The 15,803-nt window shown below is 69.2% G+C and carries 15 protein-coding genes; 6 read left to right on the plus strand and 9 right to left on the minus strand.

Annotated features, from left to right (window positions below; translation table 11 throughout):
- Positions 1–10 precede the first annotated feature (10 nt).
- From hydA to WPS_RS02190, 3 genes are read right to left on the minus strand one after another with little or no spacing between them, the layout of a single operon-like run.
- Positions 11–1,402, minus strand: a complete 1,392-nt coding sequence (gene hydA / locus WPS_RS02180) for a dihydropyrimidinase (protein WP_405054984.1) — start codon at positions 1,400–1,402, stop codon at positions 11–13.
- A complete protein-coding gene (gene preA / locus WPS_RS02185) occupies positions 1,387–2,637 on the minus strand; it encodes an NAD-dependent dihydropyrimidine dehydrogenase subunit PreA (protein WP_317996227.1) in 1,251 nt (416 codons plus the stop codon). The genes hydA and preA overlap by 16 nt, the downstream gene beginning before the upstream one ends.
- Positions 2,630–3,943: an NAD(P)-dependent oxidoreductase gene (locus WPS_RS02190; RefSeq protein ID WP_317996228.1), complete on the minus strand. Its 1,314-nt coding sequence runs from the start codon at positions 3,941–3,943 to the stop codon at positions 2,630–2,632. The genes preA and WPS_RS02190 overlap by 8 nt, the downstream gene beginning before the upstream one ends.
- Before the next feature lie 91 nt (positions 3,944–4,034).
- Here WPS_RS02190 and WPS_RS02195 point away from each other — a divergent pair, with 91 nt between their 5' ends.
- Positions 4,035–5,045 carry a zinc-binding dehydrogenase gene (locus WPS_RS02195; RefSeq protein ID WP_317996229.1) on the plus strand — a complete coding sequence of 337 codons (1,011 nt, stop codon included), beginning with the start codon at positions 4,035–4,037 and terminating at the stop codon, positions 5,043–5,045.
- Positions 5,046–5,057: 12 nt separating this feature from the next.
- Here WPS_RS02195 and WPS_RS02200 read toward each other — a convergent pair whose 3' ends face one another.
- Entirely contained in the window at positions 5,058–5,987 is a 930-nt protein-coding gene (locus WPS_RS02200; RefSeq protein WP_317996230.1) for an MBL fold metallo-hydrolase, read from the minus strand.
- Entirely contained in the window at positions 5,981–6,694 is a 714-nt protein-coding gene (locus WPS_RS02205; protein WP_317996231.1) for an NUDIX hydrolase, read from the minus strand. The genes WPS_RS02200 and WPS_RS02205 overlap by 7 nt, the downstream gene beginning before the upstream one ends.
- A gap of 75 nt (positions 6,695–6,769) precedes the next feature.
- Here WPS_RS02205 and WPS_RS02210 point away from each other — a divergent pair, with 75 nt between their 5' ends.
- Genes WPS_RS02210 through WPS_RS02225 form a run of 4 tightly spaced genes read left to right on the plus strand, consistent with a single transcriptional unit; the run spans position 6,770 to position 10,134 of the window.
- Positions 6,770–7,216, plus strand: a complete 447-nt coding sequence (locus WPS_RS02210) for an RpiB/LacA/LacB family sugar-phosphate isomerase (RefSeq protein WP_317996232.1) — start codon at positions 6,770–6,772, stop codon at positions 7,214–7,216.
- A 45-nt stretch (positions 7,217–7,261) separates the two neighbouring features.
- Positions 7,262–7,891 carry a hypothetical protein gene (locus tag WPS_RS02215; RefSeq protein WP_317996233.1) on the plus strand — a complete coding sequence of 210 codons (630 nt, stop codon included), beginning with the start codon at positions 7,262–7,264 and terminating at the stop codon, positions 7,889–7,891.
- A 42-nt stretch (positions 7,892–7,933) separates the two neighbouring features.
- A complete protein-coding gene (locus WPS_RS02220) occupies positions 7,934–8,944 on the plus strand; it encodes a TVP38/TMEM64 family protein (RefSeq protein ID WP_317996234.1) in 1,011 nt (336 codons plus the stop codon).
- Positions 8,941–10,134: a ribonuclease D gene (locus tag WPS_RS02225; protein WP_317996235.1), complete on the plus strand. Its 1,194-nt coding sequence runs from the start codon at positions 8,941–8,943 to the stop codon at positions 10,132–10,134. Before WPS_RS02220 ends, WPS_RS02225 begins: the two co-directional genes overlap by 4 nt.
- Positions 10,135–10,146: 12 nt before the next feature.
- Here WPS_RS02225 and WPS_RS02230 read toward each other — a convergent pair whose 3' ends face one another.
- The 4 genes from WPS_RS02230 to WPS_RS02245 all read right to left on the minus strand — a co-directional run bounded on the left by WPS_RS02230 (position 10,147) and on the right by WPS_RS02245 (position 12,897).
- Positions 10,147–11,256 (minus strand): LCP family protein, encoded by a 1,110-nt coding sequence (locus tag WPS_RS02230; RefSeq protein WP_317996236.1) that lies wholly within the window; start codon positions 11,254–11,256, stop codon positions 10,147–10,149.
- Between the two features lie 68 nt (positions 11,257–11,324).
- Positions 11,325–11,933 carry a hypothetical protein gene (locus WPS_RS02235; protein ID WP_317996237.1) on the minus strand — a complete coding sequence of 203 codons (609 nt, stop codon included), beginning with the start codon at positions 11,931–11,933 and terminating at the stop codon, positions 11,325–11,327.
- A gap of 65 nt (positions 11,934–11,998) precedes the next feature.
- Complete coding sequence (locus tag WPS_RS02240; RefSeq protein ID WP_317996238.1) at positions 11,999–12,556, minus strand: hypothetical protein; 558 nt, start codon at positions 12,554–12,556, stop codon at positions 11,999–12,001.
- Complete coding sequence (locus WPS_RS02245; RefSeq protein WP_317996239.1) at positions 12,553–12,897, minus strand: winged helix-turn-helix domain-containing protein; 345 nt, start codon at positions 12,895–12,897, stop codon at positions 12,553–12,555. The genes WPS_RS02240 and WPS_RS02245 overlap by 4 nt, the downstream gene beginning before the upstream one ends.
- A gap of 92 nt (positions 12,898–12,989) precedes the next feature.
- Here WPS_RS02245 and acnA point away from each other — a divergent pair, with 92 nt between their 5' ends.
- Entirely contained in the window at positions 12,990–15,740 is a 2,751-nt protein-coding gene (gene acnA, locus WPS_RS02250) for an aconitate hydratase AcnA (protein ID WP_317996240.1), read from the plus strand.
- Positions 15,741–15,803 lie beyond the last annotated feature (63 nt).

Consider the following 15,803-nt stretch of genomic DNA (forward strand, 5'->3'; position numbering starts at 1 on the left):
CGGCGCACTCCTACAACTGCACCGGACGGAACGGTGCGGACTTTTGATGGATCCCGGTCCCCGGCTCGCCGGTGAACCGGCCGTCGTCGGCGATGATCCGCCCGCGGGAGAGCACGAAGCGCGGCCGGCCGTGCACCGTCATCCCCTCGAAGATGTTGTTGTCGGCTTTCATGTGGTGCGTCGCCGCGGAGATCGTGCGCTCGGCGCCGGGATCCCATACGACGATGTCGGCATCGCTGCCGACCGCGATCGTGCCCTTGCGCGGGAAGAGGCCGAACAGCTTGGCCGGATTCGTCGACGCCAGCGCGACGAGTTGATTCAGCCCGATCACGCCCTTCACCACGCCGTGCTCGAAGAGGATCGCCACCCGGTCTTCGATCGTCGGCGCGCCGTTGGGGATCTTCGAGAAGTCGTTCTTCCCGAGTTCTTTCTGTCCGCAGTTGTTGAACGAGCAGTGATCCGACCCGAACGCGTGGAGTTCGCCGTTCTTCAGCTTCTTGAGCAGGACGGCTTGATCGCGCTTCTCGCGCAGCGGCGGCGACATCACGTAGTTGGCGCCGGCGAAATCGGGACGGTCGTAGTCGCTCGCGTCGCACACGAGATACTGCGGGCACGTCTCGCCGTAGATCGGCAGCCCGCGCTTGCGGCCGTCGCTGATCGCGTCGGCGGCCATCGCGCTCGAGACGTGAACGACGTAGAGCGGCGCGCCCGCGACTTCCGCCAGCCGGATCGCACGCGAGGTCGCCTCCGCCTCGAGTTCGACGGGCCGCGTGAGACCGTGATATTTCGGTGCGGTCTGCCCGGCGGATAGTGCCTCCTTGACGGTGACCTCGATGACGTCGCCGTTCTCGGCGTGCACCTGCACCAGACCGCCGTAACGCGCGGCCGCCTTGAGCACTTTGAAGATCGTCTCGTCGTCGACTTGCAGGACGTGCTTGTACGCCATGAAGACCTTGAACGAGTTGACGCCCTCGCGCGCGATCATCTCGGGGATCTCCTCGAGCGTCTCCGGCCGCCCGTCGGCGATCGTGAGATGAAACGCGTAGTCGATCGCGGCTTTGCCGGCGGCTTTCGCGTGCCACGTCTTGAGCGCGTTCGCGAGCGAATCGCCCTTGGTATGCAGCGCGAAGTCGATGATCGTCGTCGTTCCGCCGAGCGCCGCGGCGACCGTGCCGCTGGCGAAGTCGTCGATCGTCGTCGTGCCGCCGAACGGCATGTCGAGGTGGGTGTGCGGATCGATGAACCCGGGGAAGACCAGCGCGCCCGACGCGTCGACGGTCGTATGGCCGGCGGCGGGGATCGCGTGCGCGATCGCCGCGATCGTCCCGTCCTCGATCAGGATGTCGGCGCGGAACGTGTCGGTCGCGGTGACGACCGTTCCGCCCTTTACGATGGTACCGATAGCCGTTCTCTCCAGGTGTGGGAAGTGGTGCCGGCGTCGACCCGCACCATCTCGATGCAGTCCTCGATCGGACAGACCATGCTGCACAGGTTGCAGCCCACGCAGTGCTCTTCGTCGACGACGGGCTTCAGCGCCGGGTCGGCGGGGCGTTCGATGCACTGGTGCGCGGCGTCTTCGCAGGCGATGTAGCAGCGGTTGCAGTTGATGCACGCATCCGGGTCGATCCGCGCGACGATCTGGTAGTCGAGGTTGAGATCGTTCCAGCTCACGAAGCGCGGTACCGTCTTGCCGATCAGGTCGTTCACCGAGGCGATCCCGCGCGCGTCGAGATAGTTCGTCAGGCCGTCGATCATGTCGGCGACGATGCGGAACCCGTGATGCATCACCGCCGTGCAGACCTGCACGTTGGTCGCACCCATCAGGAAGAACTCGGCTGCGTCGCGCCAGGTCGAGACCCCGCCGATCCCTGAGATCGGAACGCCGACCTGCGGATCGCTCGCGCACGAACCGACCATGTTGAGCGCGATCGGCTTGACCGCCGGCCCGCAGTAACCGCCGTGCGACGACTTCCCGTCGACGTGCGGGATCGGGAGCCACGAGTCCAGATCGACGCCGATCAGCGAGTTGATCGTGTTGATCATGCTCACGGCGTCGGCTCCGCCGCGCACCGCGGCGCGCGCGGCGTAGCGCACGTCGGTGATGTTCGGCGTGAGCTTCACGACCACGGGGACGTGCGCGGCTTCCTTCACCCAGCGCGTGACCGTCTCGATCAGTTCGGGATCCTGCCCGACGGCGGAACCCATCCCGCGCTCCGACATCCCGTGCGGGCAGCCGAAATTCAATTCGAAGCCGTCGACCCGGACCGTTTCGACGGCGTGCACGAGTTCGTGCCAGCGCTCGCGCGTGCAGTCGGTCATCAGCGAGGCGACGATCGCACGGTCCGGATACGCCGCCTTGCACTCCGCGATCTCGCGCAGGTTCACGTCGAGCGGACGATCGGTGATGAGCTCGATGTTGTTCATCCCGATCATCTTGGTCGCGCCGACGTCGTAGCCGCCGAAACGCGAGGTGACGTTGACGATCGGTTCGAGCGCGAGCGTCTTCCACACCGCGCCGCCCCAGCCGGCGGCGAACGCGCGCATCACCTGATAGCCGGAGTTCGTCGGCGGCGCGGAGGCGAGCCAGAACGGATTCGGGCTGCGGATCCCCGCCAGACTGCTGCGCAGATCAGCCATCGTCGACCTCCCCGCGCAGCGCCGCGTCGAGCGCGTGCGCCGCGCGCTTCCCGCGCTGCGCGGCCTCGACGACCATCGCGTCGATTCCGCCCGGCGCGAACGTGCAGTCGCCGGCGGCCCACACGCGCGGGTTGCTCGTGCGCATCTGGTCGTCGACGGTAGCGATCCCGCGTTCGTGCGTCACCCCGAACGCGTCGAGCAATGAGGTGTGCCGCGTCTGGCCGATCGCCAGCACGACCGTCTCGGCGGGGACGATTCGCTCCGTCCCCGGCAGCGGCGAGGCGCTGCCGTCGGGCGCAGTCGCGATCACTTCGAGCCCTGCGACGCGGCCGTCCCGAACGAGGATGCGCGTGGGCAGCGCGTAGGTGCGAAACTCGACGCCTTCGACCTTGGCGAACTCGATCTCGAACCCGTACGCCGTCATCCGCTCCGCGCCGCGGCGGTAGTACATCGTCACCGACGGGACGCCGAGCCGGCGGGATGCGGTGGCGGCGTCGATCGCGGTATTCCCGCCGCCGATGACGGCGACGCTGTTGCCGAGCGGGCCGAGATCGCCGCCGGTCTTCGCGGCGCGGATGAAGTCGAGCGCGTCCCATACGCCGCGCGCGTCTTCGCCGGGGATGCCCAGCCGCGGGACGCCGCCCATCCCGATCGTCAGCACGACCGCATCGAAGCGCGTGAGGATCTCGTCGGCCGCGATCTTCTCGCCGACGGCCGCGCCGGTGACGATCTCGACGCCGAGCGCTCGGACCTGATCCGCTTCCCACAACGCGATGTGCGCGGGGAGACGGAACGGGACGATCCCGTAGGTGTCCAGGCCGCCCGGCTCAGCGTCGCGTTCGTAGATCGTCACCGCGTGACCGCAGCGCGCAAGTTCGCGCGCGGCGGAGAGCCCGGCCGGACCGCCGCCGACCACCGCGACGCGCTTTCCGGTCGGCGCGCCGGGCGCGAACAGCACGGCGCCGGTCGCGATCGCCCAGTCGGTGGCGTAGCGCTGGAGGTCTCCGATGCGGATCGGGTTCTCGTCGGCGTTGTAGACGCAGGCGCCTTCGCAGAGCTGATCGGTCGGGCAGACGCGCGCGCAGCTCGCGCCGACCGGGTTCGCGTCCATGATCGTGCGGGCGCTCCCCGCCAGATCGCCGGTGGCGATGCGGCCGATGAACCGCGGGACGTCGATCGCCGTCGGGCACGCGCGCGTGCAGGGCGCGTCGTAGCAGTTCAGACAGCGGTTGGCCTCGACGGTGACGTCGCGCGCGGAGAGCCGTTTTGCGATCGGCGGCCCGAGCGCTGCGGACGGGAATGCCATGGGGACCCGTTCTGTTGGCCGCGTGCCGCATCCGCTCCCGTGCGGCGCCGCGCCACAGGCGAGGCGCCGCCGGGCCGCGTACGCCATCGCGATGCGAGCCGTACGAATCCACGCCATCGACCGCGAGCGCGGTCCCGAGCAATTCCGCGTCGACACGGTCGACGAGCCGGCGCCCGCGCCCGGCGAGATCCTGGTCAAGATTGCGCGCGCCGCGTTCAACCGGCGCGACGTCTTCATCAGCCAAGGCTTGTATCCGGGGATCCAGCTCCCGTGCGTCCCGGGTTCCGACGGCGTCGGAACGGTCGCGGCGCACGGAGAGGGCGCGCAGGGTCCGGCGGTCGGCACGCGCGTGGTGATCGATCCGACCTTGGGCTGGGGCGAGAGCGAGCGGATTTGGCGGCGCGACTCGCAGGTGCTCGGAATGCCGCATCAAGGGACGATGGCCGAGTATCTCGCGGTGCCCGCCGGGAACGTCGTTCCCGCGCCGGCGTCGCTGAGCGACGACGAGGCCGCGGCGATGCCGCTCGGCGGCGTGACGGCGTACCGCGCGCTCGTGACCCGCGGCGGCTGCACGAAAGATGACGTCGTCCTCTTGCCGGGGATCGGAAGCGGCGTGCAAACGTTCGCGCTGCTGTTCGCGAAGAGGATCGGCGCGAAGGTGATCGTGACGTCGTCGAGCGACGAAAAGCTCGCACGCGCGAAAGCGCTCGGCGCCGACGTCGGGATCAACTACAAAACGTCCGAGAAGTGGGAGAAGGAGGTAAGCGCGATCGACGGCGGTCCGTCGCTGATCGTCGACTGCGTCGGCGGCGACACGTTCGCAAAAGCGCTCAACGCGGCGCGCTACGGCGCTCGCGCCGTCACCTACGGCGGAACGACCGGCGATGCGAAGATCCGCCCGTTCTCGGTGTTCTGGAAACAGCTCGACGTGCTCGGCTCGTCGATGGGCTCGCCGAACGATTTCCGCGCGATGCTCGCGATGTGGGACGGTTCGATCCGCCCGATCGTCGACTCGGTTTTTCCCATGGACGACATCGTCGCGGCCGCAAAAAAAGTCGACTCCGGCGAGCAGTTCGGCAAAGTCGTCGTCGCGGTCGGATGACGGGAGCGGGGCTCAGCGTGAGAGGGTGTAGGTCCGCAGCGGCTCGGGGGTTCCGAAGCCGAGTTCGGCGCGGATGACGTCGGCGCCGCGGCCGCCGTCGAGTTTCGAGAGGTCGGGGTCGAGCAGCGCGGCTTCGTCGCGATTGGCCGCGCGCGTCGCGGCGGCGACGGCGACGCGGCCTTCGCGTTCGAGCGCGATCAGATACGCCAGCACCTGTCGCGCCGCCGCAGGCCATAGCGCGCGCGGCGTTGCGGAGTAGATGCGCGTGACGATCGCCGGGACCGTCGTCGCGCCGTCGCGCAGCGCGGCGAGGATCTGCCGCTCGCGTTCCTCGCGATGCGCGATGTATTCGTCGAGCTTCGCGCGCACGTCATGCACCTCGGGACCGTGGCCGCCGTAAAGCGCGCGCGCGTCGCCGTGCTCCTCGCGCAGGCGCCGCAGCGTCCGCTGATACGTCCGCATCTCGCCGCTCGGCGGCGCGATCACCATGAACCCCCGGCCCGCGACCACGTCACCCGTAAAGAGCGCGCGCTCGTCTTCGAGAACGAAGACGAGATGGTCGACTGCATGCCCCGGCGTCTCGAGCGCCGCGATCGACGTCTGCGCGAACGTGAGCCGCTCGCCGTCGGCGAGCGTGCGATCGTGCGGGAAGCGCGCCTCGCGGTGCGCGTACACCGGAGCGCCGGTCGCTGCGGCGAGCGGCGCCGCTCCGGGCGCGTGATCGGGATGCCCGTGCGTCACCAGGATCGCGACGTAACGCGCTCCGGCATCGCGCGCCGCGCCGACGAACGCGTCGCGCTGGGCGTCGTCGAGCGGTCCCGGATCGATCGCGACCAGTTCGCCCTCGTCGACCCGCACCGCGTAGCCGTTCGTGCCGTCGAGCGTCATCGGAGAGGGATTGTTCGCGCGCAGTCGTCCGACGCGCGGGCTCAGCGTCACCATCCGTCGACCAATTCGGGTGCCATCGCGAGTGCGCCGGCGTCGTCGAAGTGCGGACGCACGACGGTGATGCTCTTCGCCTGTGCGAACGCGAGCAGGTCGTCGACGTTGCGGTACGGCGCGATCCGTTCGAGGTGCTTCACCGTCGGGAAGATCATCCCGATCTCTCCGCGCGCGAGGGCGTCGAGCGCGTCGCGCGGGCGGAACCAGCGCCCGTCCAACACTTCGACGGCGTCGGCCTCGGCGATCTGGTCGTCGGGGACGCGCGCGACGAAGAAGCGCGCGTCGAACCGCCGCGGTTCGCCCTCCGGCGTCACCCAGCGCGAGAAGTAGCGGAGCTGCGACGCGTCGAGCGCCGCGTCGAATCGTGCGAGCACGTCGCCGAACCCGAGCTCCCCGGCGAGCAGCGCGCGCCGCGCGGCGCCGAGCTCGCGCGGATCGATCGGACGGTCTGCGAAGAGCAGGCCGCCTTCCTCGAACGTTTCGCGCGCGGCGGTCACCGCGAGCGCGGGGTCGACCTCGCCCGCCGTGCCTCGGACCCGCGCCAGCACGGCGGGATCGCGATCCGCCGGCTCGACGGCGCCGCCGGGAAAGACGAAGAGGTCGGCCAGCCAGCTCGAGCGCGCGTGGCGGCGCACCAGGAAAACCTCGAGTCCCGCGGCGCCGTCGCGTCCGACCAGCACCGTTGCCGCGTCGCGAACCGGCGTCATCGTACCCTGCTTCTCTGTCCGCGCGCCGCGCCATGCGGGCGCGGAAGAGAGGACGTGCGCGCGGAAGGATCGTGCGTGCGCTGCGCAATCGGGGCCGACGACACCGGACCGCTCGTCGACGCCCTGCTCGACGAACTGGCGCGGCGCGAGATCGCCGTCGAGCGTTTCGGGGCGATCGCGCGGCCCGGCGACCACGCCTGGGCGTCGATCGGGCGCGCCGTCGGCGCGGTGGTCGCGGGCGGGGCGGCCGAATTCGGGATCGTGTGCTGCTGGACCGGCACCGGGATCACGATCGCGGCCAACAAGATCGCCGGCGTGCGCGCGGCGCTCTGCGGCGACGCGGCGACTGCCGCAGGCGCGCGCCGCTGGAACGATGCGAACGTGCTCGGGATGAGCCTGCGCGCGACGTCCCCGGCGATCGGCCTCGAGATTCTCGGCGCGTTTCTCGATGCGAGCGCCGATCCCGCCGCTCGCGAGCACATCGCCGCGATCGAATCCCCGCCGCAATCCGAAGTCGTCTGAACGGCGTTTCCTTCGGAGCAATCCTCATATCCAGGAGAAGACGACGTGATCAAACGTTTCAAGACAATCGCGGCGGGAGCGATCCTCGCGGCGCTCTGTGTCGCCCCCGCGCTCGCGCAGTCGATGGCGATGGGCGCCGGCGAGCACGGCATGCCGGCCGGCGGTGACGGCCACACCTTCGCGGGCAAGCCCGACCTCGCCGCGACCATTTCGCTGGTCAAGGCCGGCGGCGGCCCCGAGAAGTTTTCGGTCGCCAAGGCGCTCACCGTGATGGTCGGCCCCGCGCTCACCACGGCCGAAGTGAAAAAGCTCACGAAGCAGTACGGAAAGGCGGCGGTTGCCAACTTCATCGCCGTGCAGGACTTCGCCGTGCAGCATGCAGCTGCGACCGCGATCGCGGCCGGCGTGAAGTTCCCGAACTCCAGCATCACCGGACACGCGCTCGCCGCGCGCCTGGTCATGGACGGCGTCCCGGGCAACAACGGCGCGTTCTACACCGGAACGATGCTCGACCACCTCGTCACCCGCAAGATCCACGAGGCGACGATGGACGCGATCGACGCGAAATACGGCGCGAAACTCGACGCGAACTATCACAAAATCTCCGACCAGGCCTTCTACGACCTCGCGCAGGCACTCGGCGCGAAGTCGGTAACGCTCGCAGCGTTCCACTAAGCGCTCGACGCGCCCAAAAGTGAAAGGGCCACGCCGCTCGGCGTGGCCCTTCGTCTGCTTTTCGGTGTCGGTCGCAGCGTGCACATCGGCCGCTACGACGACCCCTCCTTCGGTGGATCCTCGGTCATCGAGATGATGCCGCCCTCCCGTTCCGGTGTGGTGCGCGAGAAATTCGGTGTGTTGGTCGCACCGGACCGGCGCGCAATCAGCCGGTCGGTGCCGCGTTCCCGGGTGGATCTTGCGACGTCAAGTCGCCCTCCCGTGGTCTTCTGCGAACGTATCCTCGAGGTTCGCGTATCGTACACCCGCGCTGCACGCGGGTCAACCCCGAAGTTGTCCACAGCGGAGGCGAACGAGCCCATCCGGCCAAGAAAGAGGGCGGTGAGTCCCCGTACCGTTCGCTGGTTGCGACGTCTCGAGGCGGTCGCGATCCTGGTGGGATCGTTTGTCCTGGCCGCTTTGGTGGTGTCCAACCGGCCGGGCGTCGAGCACGTGCTCGCGCAACTGGGCTGGCTCGCGATGCCGCTCGCGATCGTGGTGTTCGCGATCGTCGCATCTGCGCCGTTCTCGGTGACAGACGCGCTGGCGATCATGAACGGTGCCCTTTTCGGACCGCTCTGGGGTTCGGTGGTGAACGCGATCGGTCTGGTGCTCGCCGCGATCATCGGCTACGTCGTCGCGCTGCGCACGTCGGCGGCGTTCGATGTGAAGAAGAGCGTCGAGCGGCTGCCGTCGTGGGCGCGCCACTTCAAGATCGGCTCGCCGATGTTCCTCATCTGCGTGCGCATCATCCCCGGATTGGGCGGGACGATCGCGACGCAGACCGCCGCCGCGCTGCGCGTGCCTATCATCCGTCAGATATACACGATGTGCGCGATCGCGATCCCGATCTGCACGATCCTCGCCGTGTTCGGCGACCGCGCGTCTGACTATTTCGACGCGCACGTCGTCGAGCCGGTGCAGGCCAACATGGAGAAGCATCACATTCACTTCCCGCGTCGGCGCCCGCATCCGCACGCGCAGCCGTCCGTCCCGGGCGTGCCTCCGCGATGAATCTCCCGGCCTTTTCCGGACTGGCGGTCGACGTGATCGACGATGCGGCCGGCCTCGCGCGCACCGTCGATCGGATCTTGCGCGCGGAACGCGTCGGGATCGACACCGAGTTCCACACCGAGAAGTCGTACACGCCGCACCTGATGGTCGTGCAATTACTTTTCGACGACGGCGTCGCGATCGTCGACCCGCTCGTGCTGCGCGACCTCCAGCTGCTGATCGACGCGCTCGCCGGCGCGCGCGTCGTCGGGCATGCGCTCTCGTCGGACTTGCGGATCCTAGCCGATTCCTACGACACCCTGCCGCGCGCCGTGTACGATACGCAAGTGGCCGCCGCGTTCGTCGGGTATGGGCTCTCGATCTCGCTGCTCGACCTCGTGCGCGATCTGTGCGGCGTGACGCTGCGCAAATCCCAGACGGTCAGCGACTGGAGCTTGCGGCCGTTCACGCACAAGCAGCTCGAGTACCTGGTCGACGACGTGAAGTATCTCTTCGCGCTCGAAGACGGATTGCGCGAGAAACTGCGCGCGCGCGGCCGCGAGGGGTGGGCCGACGAAGAGATGCCGGCGCTCGCGAACGTCGGCGCGTATCGCTCCGATCCGCGCCGGCTCTACCTGCGCGTCTCCGGGAACGCGCGCATGAACCGCCGCGAACTCGGCGTGCTGAGCGAGCTCGCGATCCTGCGCGACCGCTACGCGCGCGAGCGGAACATCCCGCTCAAGTACGTGCTTCCCGACGACGTGATGGTCGGGCTCGTCCAGCTGCGGCCGCGCACCGTCGACGAGCTCTCGCAATTGCGGCGGATCGACAACGGGACGCGCCGCAACCTCGGCGAGCGGATCGTCGAGGCGATCGCGCGGGGCGAAGCGCTCGCTGAAAGCGACCTGCCGCCGCGCGCGCCCAAACCGCTGGGCGCGCAGCGCGAGGCGCTCGTCTCGACGATGGCCGTGCTCGTGAGCGCGATCGCCGCCGACAACGAACTGCCGACGACGCTGCTTCTGCCGCGCGCCGCGCTTGAACGGATCGCACGCGAAGCGCCGCAATCGCCGGTTGCGCTCGGCGACGTCGTCAACCTCACGTCGTGGCGGCGTCAGCTCGCCGTCGAACCCTTGTGGCAGTTGCTCTCGGGCGAACGCGTCCTGCGCGTCGAAGGCTACATGGAGGGCGATCCCCGCACCGTGTTCGACTGACGCATCCGCGCGTCAGTCTTCCTGCGGCGCGACGTCCATGCCGAGCACGAGCGTCGTCGTTTTCGTCGGCTTGCGCGTGGCCCCGAACACCTTCGCCAGCGCGGCCGCGGCGGGTGTCGAGCCGGAGACGGTTGTGACGGCGCGTACCGGCTGGTCGACGAAAGTGGCGACGTTCCAGCCGCCGCCGCGCAGCGCGCCGACGACCGTCGCGTTCCAGTTCGGGATCCCGGTCGCGTTTGCGACGAGCACCTCGTCTTGCGGCGGCACGCTCTTCGTGAAGAGGAGGCGCCCGATGATGCGTGCCCAGCGCTGGTCGACGAGGACGACGGACGCGTCGCCGACGAACGCCGCGCGCCCCGGCATCGTGAACGTGCGGATGTTGTCGGCGGGGACGCCGCGATAGATCTCGAGCAGCGCCGCGAGCTGCGGATCCGTAAGCGTTGTCTGCATGTCGGTGCGCGCGAGGGCGAGCAGACGCGGGAGCTTCGCCCAGTTCTGCGGTAGGCCCATCTGATCGATCAACGACTTCAGCACGATCTGCTGGCGGCGCACGCGCCCCCAATCCGATTCCGCATCGTGCCGGAAGCGCATGTAGCCGAGCACCTGACCGCCGGTGAGATACTGCTCGCCCCGCTTGAGATGGATGTGCAGGTTGCCGTAGTTGTCGTCGTAGTCCATGTCGTGCTCGACGTCGACGTTCATCCCGCCCATCGCGTCGACGAGTTGTTTGGCGCCTTCGGGCTGGACGGCGATCGTCGCATCGATCGGCACGCCGGTCAGCGCGGTGACGGCTTTCGCGCTCCCCGCCGGGCCGCCGAAGCCGATCGCGGCGTTGATCTTCTGGTAGCCGTGGCCGGGGATCGGCACCCACGTATCGCGCGGGATCGAGACGAGCGTGGCGGTGCGGCGATCGATGTCGAGGTGGACGAGAATGACGGTGTCGGAGTTGCCCTCATCGCCTTGATAGCCGAGCAGCAGCAGGTTGAGCCGATGAGAGTGGAACGCGCTCTCGGCGCTGTTGACCGCGATCGCATGCTGCACGGGCGCGCGCAGCGTCGCGACGGCGATCGTGGCCGCGAGCGCGCCGCCGGCGAGCATGCCGGCGACGATCGTTCTGTTCATGAGTTCCTCGGAGAGAGACGAGCGCCCGGACGGCACACGCCGCGTGCGTCAACGAATCGGTGGAATGTCTACGCGGCGAGGAACGGGGGTGCGCGCTTTCCGGCGCGCGTCGCGAGCGGGTGAATGCGCACCGTCGCAAACGACCGGCGGCGGCGCGAAAAAAGCGGAACCGCGGCGGTGCGGACCATCGCGACCCCGCGCACGAACAGCCCGATGCGGACGGCAGCGCGCGTGAGGGCGCCGAGCGCGTGCGTCAGCAACGCGCTCGTCACGGCGCACGCGAGCGCGTGCAGCGCCAGCGCGATCGGGACGGGGGCGCCGAGCCACAGCGTTCCGCCGAGCGGATGCCCCGCGATCGCGATTTGTTCGACCGTCTCCATCACGAACAGCGTGGCGAGCTGGGCAATGAAGATGAGCGGGAACAGCGTCGCGAGCCGCGTCGCTCCGGCGGCGCGATCGATCGCGTGCAGGCGGCGCGCAAGCGCGCGAGACCGATCCGCGAGTGCCGGGCGGGCGCGCATGACGACGTACAGCAGCGCGAACGCGGCCGCCACGGCAAGCGCCGGGACGACGTCGATCGTGCTGTGGTCGGTGTACCTTCCCGGGCCGAACAGCCCGGCGTTGGAAGCGGCTTCCACGAACGGGTCGGCCAGCGCGGCGGCCGTTACGGCCGTCACCAGGCAGAACACTCCGCGGAACGCAGCGCGACGCATCGGCCCAGAGAGTTCTGCGCCGGCCGCCGTCATCCGCCGAGCGAGGCGAAGAAGCGCGCGACGCGCGAGGCGTCGTACGACGCGTCCGCCGCCATCTCGCGTTCGGTCCAGGCGCGGATCGCCGCGAGGTCGACGTCGCGACGTGCGCGCACGACCGCCAGCGCGACCTCGAGCGCGGTGCGGTCGCCCCACGCCCAGAAGTGCAGGAAGCGGTCGCGCACGACGTCGGTCGGCGTGTAGACGTGCAGCAGCGCGTCGGCGCGGCGGTCGGTGCGCCACGCCGTGATGAGGTCGCGTCCGATCGCGAGCGGACCGATCGGGAACGCGAGTACGTAGGGCAGGCGATCGTGCCGGTAGTGACCCTCCGCGGCGAGGGCGAAACCGATCGTCGCAAGCGCGCGGTCGACGATGTGCGGTGCCGCGCCGACTTCGACGACGAAATCGACGTCGAGCGACTGGTAGCGGTCGGGGACGTAGTACGCGGCGGCGCTCCCGCCGCACAGCACGGCCGTCTCGCCGGCGCGCGCGAGGACGGTGCACGCCGCGAACGCGACGTCGACGAGGCCGGCGTCGTCGCCGAGCGTCACAGCGGTTTCCCGATGCGCCGCGGACGCTCGCGGAACGCCCGCGCCCGATCGCGGATCTCGGGATACGCGGCGACGAGCCGGTCGAGGAGCGCTCGCAATTCGACGGCGCCGTACCAGCGGCGATTCAGCAGCACCAGGCGCGTGCTGCCGACGGGACGCGAGACGACGACCCCTGCGCGTTCGAGCGCGATGACGACGCGGTGGACGGCGTTGGGGCTCGCCTCGATTTGGCGGGCGAGTTCGCGGACGTGGAGCCCGTTCTCCGAGAGCGCGAGCCGCGTCAGCACCCGGTCCCGGATCGCGGTGCCGAAGAGCGCGGGTCGCAGGTCGTCGCGGCGCATCCCGCTTAGTGTCCTCACTTTTGGGACAACTGTCAACGAATCGGGGACGGCCGACGGGAGCAGCGCCGCTTCGCAGCGGCGAAAGCCGCTTCGTGGACACCCAGGCGCACCCCAACACGTTCTCGGCCCGCGACACGCTGCGGGTCGGCAATCGCGAGTATGCGTACTTCCGGCTCGCCGCCTTGGCCGAGCGCGGGCACGATCTCGCGACCCTGCCGTATTCGCTGAAGATCCTGCTCGAGAACCTGGTGCGCTTCGAGGACGGGCGATCGGTCAGCGCGGACGACGTCGCGGCGGTCGCCTCGTGGACGCCCGGAACGTCGTCGTCCAAAGAGATCGCCTACCGGCCGGCGCGCGTGCTCCTCCAGGACTTCACCGGCGTGCCGTGCGTCGTCGACTTGGCGGCGATGCGCGATGCGATCGCCGCGATGGGCGGCGATCCCAAGCGCATCAACCCGCTGCAGCCGGTCGAATTGGTGATCGACCACTCGGTGCAAGTCGACGCGTGGGCGAGCAGCGATGCGTTCGAGAAGAACGCGCAGCTCGAGTTCGAGCGCAACGGCGAACGCTACGCCTTCCTCAAATGGGGCCAGTCGTCGCTCGACGGCTTCCGTGCCGTGCCGCCCGACACCGGGATCGTCCACCAGGTCAACATCGAGTACCTCGCACGCGTGATCTTCGGCGCGGGCGGCGCGGGCGAAGCGCATCCCGGCTGGACGCCGCTCGCGTATCCCGACACCGTCGTCGGCACCGACTCGCACACGACGATGGCGAACGGTCTGGGCGTGCTCGCCTGGGGCGTCGGCGGGATCGAGGCGGAAGCTGCGATGCTCGGTCAGCCGGTGACGATGCTGATCCCCGACGTGATCGGCTTCAAGATCACCGGCAAATTGCGCGAAGGCGTCACCGCGACCGATCTCGCGCTGCAGATCACCCAGATGCTGCGCAAGAAGGGCGTCGTCGGAAAGTTCGTCGAGTTTTACGGCGCGGGTCTGTCGTCGCTCCCGGTCGCCGACCGCACCGTCATCGGCAACATGTCGCCCGAATACGGTTCGACCGTCGCGATCTTCCCGATCGACGCGCTGACGCTGCAGTACCTGCGGCTCACGGGCCGCACCGCCGAGCAGATCGCGCTCGTCGAAGCGTACGCGAAAGCGCAGGGGATGTTCCGCACCGACGACTCGCCCGAGCCGCGCTTCACCGACACGCTGCAGCTCGACCTCGGCGACGTCGTCCCCAACCTGGCCGGTCCGCGCCGGCCGCAGGATCGCGTCCCGCTCACCGACGTGAAAGCGACGTTCGCCGTCGCGCTCGAGGAGTGGCAGACGGCCCGCGGTGCGAGCAGCAACGGCAAGCAGATCGATCGCTTCGAAGGCGAAGGCGGCGGCACGGCGGTGGCGGCGCAGCCTCGCACCGAGGTCTCCGACGGCGCGGTGGTGATCGCGGCGATCACGTCGTGCACGAACACGTCGAACCCCGCGCTCTTGATCGGCGCCGGCCTGCTCGCGAAGAAGGCCGTCGAGAAAGGCCTGCACGCGGCGCCGTGGGTGAAGACCTCGCTCGCACCGGGTTCGAAAGTCGTTACCGACTATCTCGCCAAAAGCGGCTTGCAGACGTATCTCGACCAGCTCGGTTTCAACCTGGTCGGCTACGGCTGCACCACGTGCATCGGCAACTCCGGGCCGCTCGGCGACGACGTCGCGCACGCGGTGGCGGAACACGACATGATCGTCGCCGCGGTGCTCTCGGGCAACCGCAACTTCGAAGGGCGCATCCACCCGCAGGTCCGAGCGAATTACCTCGCGTCGCCGCCGCTGGTCGTCGCCTACGCGCTCGCAGGGCGCATGGACGTCGATCTCACGAGCGAGCCGCTCGGACGCACCGTGACCGGCGAAGACGTGTACCTCAAGGATCTGTGGCCGACCGGCGCCGAGATCGACGCGGCGATGAGCGCCTCGCTCAACGACGCGATGTTCCGCTCGCGCTACGCCGACGTCTTCGCCGGCGACGCGCGCTGGGCGTCGATGCAGGTACCCGCCGGCGAACGCTACGCGTGGGACGAGAAATCGGAGTACGTGAAGCGTCCGCCGTACTTCGACGGGATGCCCGCGCAGCCGGCGCCCGTACGGGACATCCGCGGCGCGCGCGTGCTCGCGATGCTCGGCGACTCGGTGACCACCGACCACATCTCGCCGGCCGGCAACATCGCGCGCAGTTCTCCGGCGGCGAAGTACCTGGTCTCGAAGGGCGTCGATCCGGCGGACTTCAACTCGTACGGCGCGCGCCGCGGTAACCACGAGGTGATGGTGCGCGGCACGTTCGCGAACATTCGCCTGCGCAACGCGCTCGTGCCGGGGACGGAAGGCGGCGTGACGCGCTACCTGCCGACCGGCGAGCAGATGTCGATCTTCGACGCGTCGGAGAAGTATCGTGCCGCAGGCACGCCGCTGATCGTCCTCGCCGGCAAAGAGTACGGCAGCGGTTCGTCGCGCGACTGGGCGGCGAAGGGTCCCTATCTGCTGGGGATCAAGGCGGTGATCGCGGAGTCGTTCGAGCGCATCCACCGTTCGAATCTGATCGGGATGGGGATTCTCCCGCTGCAGTACCCGCAGGGGACGACGCGCGAGAGTCTCGGCCTCACCGGTGAGGAGACGTACGCGATCGAAGGCGTCGCCGCGAAACTCGAACCGGGGATGACGGTGAAGGTCACCGCAACGGGCGCCGGCGGCGAAGCAAAGTCGTTCGACGCGTTGGTGCGCATCGACACGCCCGACGAAGCCGACTATTACCGCCACGGCGGCATCCTGCAGTACGTCCTCCGCCAACTCGCGATGTCACGCTGAGCTCGCCGAAGCGCAGCCCCGATCGCGCACGAAGGCGTATCCTTACGTGCACGGTCAAGGCTG

The sequence above is a fragment of the Vulcanimicrobium alpinum genome, assembly GCF_027923555.1.
In the GTDB taxonomy this organism is placed as follows: Bacteria; Vulcanimicrobiota; Vulcanimicrobiia; order Vulcanimicrobiales; family Vulcanimicrobiaceae; genus Vulcanimicrobium; species Vulcanimicrobium alpinum.